Genomic DNA, 5,441 nt, shown 5'->3' on the forward strand with positions numbered 1-5,441 from the left:
GGCCTGCCTTGCCAAGCTTTAACATCGTCCATGACATCATCAGTAATTCTACTAACAAGGCTTTCGCTAATGTCAGCCCCGTATAGTTCCTGAATCTGAAGTTTAATATCTGATAGACTCATTCCTTTGGCGTATAAGGATAGAATTTTTTGATCTAAACCTTCAATTCTTGTTTTTCTTTTGGGAATGATTGCAGGTTCAAACTCAGCATCTCTATCCCTTGGAACGTCTATTGTAATAAGGCCATTATCAGTGATTAGATTCTTTTGAGATACACCGTTACGGGCGTTATTAGAAGTGATAATACGATCGTATCTGTCATAACCTAGATGATTATTCATCTCTGCCTGTAAAGCTTTTTCCACAAGACGTTTTGTTAGTTGTTTCAATAACCCGCCTTTGCTTAAAACATTCGATAGATCTACTTCTTTACTTACCAGTAAATCTATCGCTGCGGATATAGCTTCATTATTCTTATTATTGATAGTGTTTTTAGTCATATTTTATTCCTCTTAGTTATATTAATTGATTATATAACCTATAAGGAATTTACACACTTAGATGGACAGACCCGTTTTATATGTTGCCATAGAAATAAGATAATAGATCTATTCTGTTGTATAGGGATCTTTTTAGACATCATTTAATTTTTAGTTGTGAACACTAATTCTTTGAAGTTTTAGCAGCTATCGTTTTACTTTGGGCAGCGAATTTATTGATACTAAATTCATCGAGTTGCTTTGCTTCGTATTTTTTAATGGCCTCTAGTTCTAGTGCTTGCTTATTGCCAAAAGCTATTTCATATTTCTTAAGTTCTGAATATTGGTCTCTTAAATCAACTCTAAGTTTTATAATCATTGTTTCAAGCTGATTAATCTGAGCCTCAATACGTTTAATTAGCTTTCTTGAGGTTTCTACATATTTTTCTAACATAAAACTAAATTCTGTAGTTGAATATTTTTCAATTTCTTGATTCAGCTCTTCTTCAATTAGTATTTTTTTCTCTTCCAGTCTTAGTTTCTCAGATTCTTTGGATTCTATATCCTTTAGAATCTTATCGAGTTTATTTTTGTGCAGTTTTATTAGAGTCTTAAGAGTTTTTGTCATGTAGTGATGCCCAGAATCTCACCAAGTTGTTTGTAGCTATCTTTCATAGAACAATTTTCATCTGGTTTTTGATTTAAGAATTGCTCTATTTTATCAAAGTAAACGATAGATAAATCAACTTCAGGATCTGTTCCTTTTTTATATGCTCCAAGCCTTATCATTTCTGCCATATCTTGATAGGTTGCAAGCATCCTACGAGCGTATGTTACTTGCCTGTTTTCCAATTCATTATTGCATTTTGGCATTGCTCTTGAAACGCTTTTAAGAACATCAACTGCAGGAAACCGACCTCGTTCTGCTATTGACCTATCGAGCACAACGTGACCATCTAATATCCCTCGGACAGCATCGCTGATAGGTTCGTTCTGATCATCACCTTCTACGAGCACAGTAAAAAGTCCTGTGATATTTGCTTTCTCGATTCCTGGACCGGCGCGTTCGAGAATTTTGGGTAGTTCACTAAATACTGATGGAGGATATCCTTTAGTAGTAGGTGGTTCACCGACAGCTAAACCTATTTCTCGTTGAGCCATAGCATATCTGGTAACTGAATCCATAATACACAACACTTCCTTTCCAGTATCTCTAAAATATTCAGCTACAGCCATTGTTACATAAGCAGCTCGTTTCCTGAGTAGCGCTGACTCGTCGCCTGTTGCTAATATTATTACCGCTTTTTTAAGGCCCTCTGGTCCAAGATATTCTTCTATAAATTCTTTTGCTTCACGCCCACGTTCACCTATCAAACCAATGACTTTAACATCAGTGTCAGCGTATTTTGTAAGCATTGAAATCAATACAGATTTTCCGACGCCGCTTCCAGCGAAAATACCCATTCTTTGACCAAAACAGCAACTAACGAAACTGTCGATAGCTTTTACCCCAAGATCTATTTTTCCACCAATTCGTTGCCTTTTTTGAGCTGGTAGGGGATTTGTTTTGAGTAAATAGGCTTTCTCTCCGTATTTAACGGGACCTAAATCATCTATGGGTTCAGCAAAAGCATTAAATACCCGGCCAAGCCAGCTTTCTTCTGGATGAATAACATTCTCATGTTGGTAGACTTCTATCTCGGCTCCAGATCCAACGCCTTGAGTATCTTCAAAAGGCATCAATAATACGCCCTCATCGTCAAAACCAACCACCTCACACAATATTGAAGAGTGACGTAAGTTACTATTGATTTTACATCGTGTACCAATTGAAACAAATTCACTAATACCCCGAGCCTTTATCACTATTCCTTTTACTGAAATAACTTTACCGGATATTTTTATTGCTTTTATATCTTGAATTTCAGCGTTTAAAGCTTCTAAGTATGTTTTAAAACTCATCTTATTTATAATTTTTTATTAAGTTGATTCTATCATAAAGATAAGTTTTATCAAAAACTAACGTTATTATATCAACAACCAAATATAAATTGATATATTTGATGTACTTTGTCGTCTTTGGCTAAGGGTCAAAGGCAAAAGCTAATCATCCTGAACTTGTTTCAGGGTTTTTTTCTGTCGCCTGAGACCCGAGTCAAGCCCGGTATGACTGTGCAGCTCTTTTGCATAAGATTTATTCTCGACACTAGTGCTTGGTAACTTTGGACATTTATGAATCAAGCCCAAAACAACTTGTTTATTGGCTCTATGTGTTACTTATGGGTCATCAACTGTAGAAGAGGCTGATTAACAAATAATCTAGTTAATACGGTTTTCAGAAGCAGGCAAAAAGAAATTGCCTTGCATTCCATCAATTTTTATATCAATCAAAAATCTTGCAATTTCCCCATTTTCAACAAACTCAGCTACGGTTTTAATACCCAGATCGCTTGCCAAACTTATTAGAGCTTCTACAAAAAACCGATTATGATCATTATCTAAAATGTCCCGTATATAACTACCATCGATTTTAATAATATCAATAGGTAAATTAAGAAGTTGTTTAAAAGAAGTGAAACCAGAACCAAAATCATCTAGTGCAAATCGACATCCATATGTATGTAGTGTATCAATAAACTTTTTAGTAGTAATAAAATCTTGATTCAATGAAGTCTCTGTTATTTCGATTATTAGCCTATTAGCTACTTCATATTTCTTGAATAAACTTTCAATCCTTTTTAGTAATCTTTTATTAAGTACACCTATATTAGAAATATTGACTGATAATTTGATTTTTTTATCGCGTTCAAGTTCTTTGATTGCCATTTCAATTACAGTAAAATCAACAATATTTATCAATCCTTTTGATTCCGCAGCCTCTATCATTGGACCTACAGAGATAAACTCATCATTCTTGTCTGGCACACGAAGTAAACATTCGTAATATTCAATATTACCGGATTTGCGATCGACAATCGGTTGGTACATAAACTTTGCTTTCTTTTTTAGCAAAGAAGTTCTTAGCAAATTTAAGTTACTATTACTAAGCCTTAATGTCTCGATATCAATTGGATGATCATCATAACTATGATAATAACTACGATCTTTTGAAACTGACATAGCATAAAGTAATAGTGAAAGCAGTTTGTCAGCTCTTTTCTGGTTCTCATCGAATTTTATGCTACCTACTCCGCATTTTAGATAACTTTCTGGTATGTCTGAATCGACATAAAGCTGAACCTGCTTATAAATAGAATAGGCTAAGCGTTCAGCAATTTTTGTATCATCTGGCAGAACTATATATAGTCTAGTTGGGTCATGCGTTCTTAAAATAACGTAGTCGCTAGCTTTTTCACATGCTTTTTCTACCATTAAATAAAACTTGTCGATAATAGCTGCAGTATCTTCTATTAGAATGTTGAGTTCATCCTTATTCAAGAGCTTTACGATTAGTAAAACACCACTCTTAATTCTATTAATCTCTTTCTGCAAGGTGTCCATGATTCTTGCTTTATTAGACATAATACCCTATACTTTTGTAGTTGAAGAGTAACGCACATCAATGATAGCAAAACCAATCATACTTTTAAACATTAAAGCAATATAATGACTAGAAAAGAAATCATTGAACACAAGCTTCGTGCCTTAAATCCACATTTTCTTGAAGTAAATGACATAAGTGCCAGCCATGCTGGCCATCTTGGTAACCCTAATGGTGATGGTCAAACACATTTTGAAATTAAAATTTCTTCTGATGCTCTGAATAGTGGTACAAAAATTGAGCAACACCGTGCCATTAATAATCTTCTGAAAAAAGAATTTATTAATGGATTGCATGCGCTTTCTATTACAATAGTCAAAAAATAAGTGACTTATTAGTATGACCCAAGAAAACATAATAAAGATGCTGGCAGGTGCTAGTAAAATAGCAAGAGAATCTGGACAAGTTATTAGATCATCAGGTGCTAAGTATATAGAAGAAAACGTCATCAAAGGAAAGTATGTTTCGAGAGAAGAGTATGAACAACTAAAAAAACTAGTTGGGAAGCTTGAAAAAGAGATTCTTAGCCTTAAAGCCTCCAGTAAAAAATAGATGTATAAAAAGCTAATTTGTGACCAATTAGCTTCAACCAGGAAATTATTTTTTTGTAACTTTAGAAATTCATGGTACAATAACCAAGTTGGTGCATATTAGATCTGTAAATAATAAATACTAAGTTTAAATATAACTAACTTACACATCACATAGAGAGGTTAAGCTATGAGTAATAATAATCCGTTTGAGTTTTTTCAGTCAATTTTGAACCAAGAAGCTTTTACAAAATCAATGCAAGGAATGCCTAATGTAGACTTGTCTTCATTTTCTGCTGCGATGAAAAACACTACTGAAGCTGTATCTTCAACCAATCAAATGGTATCGGAAAATATGCAATCGATCTTCAAAAGAGGAGCCGATGCGCTTCAGAAAAATACAACTGAAATGTATAACACGATGAAGGATGCGATTTCTGCAGGTGACGTAAATCAAATTAGTGCTTGCCAGCAAAAATATTTACAATCATCCATGGATACTAATTTCAATAATGCCAAAGAAGTTATTGATATGTCTACGAAATCATTGATAGAAGTGCTTAACGTTATGCAAACTGGTATTAAAGAAAATACTGGTAAAGCTTTTGCGAAGGCAAAACATAAGTAGACTCAATTTTTATTAAGTTAAGTAAAAAGTTAACTTTAATGAATCTATACCAAATAATTTGGCTATTGTTGCAAATAGAAACGTCAATATCAATTTAATATAAAGAGTAGATATTGACTAGTTTATTCACTTAAGCTGCTCTTTGCAATAGTCCCCTTTTAAGCAACATCAATAAAATAATTATCTAGTCTCTCCGTCAAAACTCTAAATTTTTGATATAATTTCAAGAATTTCAAAAATAAATCACCGCACATTCATTTTTT

At 33.7% G+C, this 5,441-nt stretch carries 7 protein-coding genes; 3 read left to right on the top strand and 4 right to left on the bottom strand.

The features are described from left to right. The 4 genes from Megvenef_RS07225 to Megvenef_RS07240 form a co-directional block, all read right to left on the bottom strand. Positions 1-500: transposase (locus Megvenef_RS07225; protein WP_322776251.1), on the bottom strand; the 500-nt coding region annotated here is incomplete at its 3' end. 163 nt (positions 501-663) lie between these two features. Continuing rightward, positions 664-1,107, bottom strand: coding sequence for a hypothetical protein (locus Megvenef_RS07230; RefSeq protein ID WP_322777290.1), 444 nt, complete (start codon positions 1,105-1,107; stop codon positions 664-666). After that, a complete protein-coding gene (fliI, locus tag Megvenef_RS07235) occupies positions 1,104-2,441 on the bottom strand; it encodes a flagellar protein export ATPase FliI (protein ID WP_322777291.1) in 1,338 nt (445 codons plus the stop codon). The genes Megvenef_RS07230 and fliI overlap by 4 nt, the downstream gene beginning before the upstream one ends. Positions 2,442-2,798: 357 nt before the next feature. After that, positions 2,799-4,001, bottom strand: coding sequence for an EAL domain-containing protein (locus Megvenef_RS07240; RefSeq protein ID WP_322777292.1), 1,203 nt, complete (start codon positions 3,999-4,001; stop codon positions 2,799-2,801). 84 nt (positions 4,002-4,085) lie between these two features. Here Megvenef_RS07240 and Megvenef_RS07245 point away from each other — a divergent pair, with 84 nt between their 5' ends. The 3 genes from Megvenef_RS07245 to Megvenef_RS07255 all read left to right on the top strand — a co-directional run bounded on the left by Megvenef_RS07245 (position 4,086) and on the right by Megvenef_RS07255 (position 5,178). Then, the gene (locus Megvenef_RS07245; RefSeq protein WP_322777293.1) at positions 4,086-4,346 is read left to right on the top strand and encodes a BolA family protein; all 261 of its coding nucleotides are present in this window, start codon (positions 4,086-4,088) and stop codon (positions 4,344-4,346) included. A 13-nt stretch (positions 4,347-4,359) separates the two neighbouring features. Next, positions 4,360-4,572 (top strand): hypothetical protein, encoded by a 213-nt coding sequence (locus Megvenef_RS07250; RefSeq protein ID WP_322777294.1) that lies wholly within the window; start codon positions 4,360-4,362, stop codon positions 4,570-4,572. Between the two features lie 168 nt (positions 4,573-4,740). Further along, positions 4,741-5,178, top strand: coding sequence for a phasin family protein (locus Megvenef_RS07255; protein WP_322777295.1), 438 nt, complete (start codon positions 4,741-4,743; stop codon positions 5,176-5,178). The last annotated feature ends 263 nt before the right edge of the window (positions 5,179-5,441 follow it).

It is taken from the genome of Candidatus Megaera venefica, assembly GCF_034554655.1.
GTDB lineage: Bacteria > Pseudomonadota > Alphaproteobacteria > Rickettsiales > Rickettsiaceae > Megaera_A > Megaera_A venefica.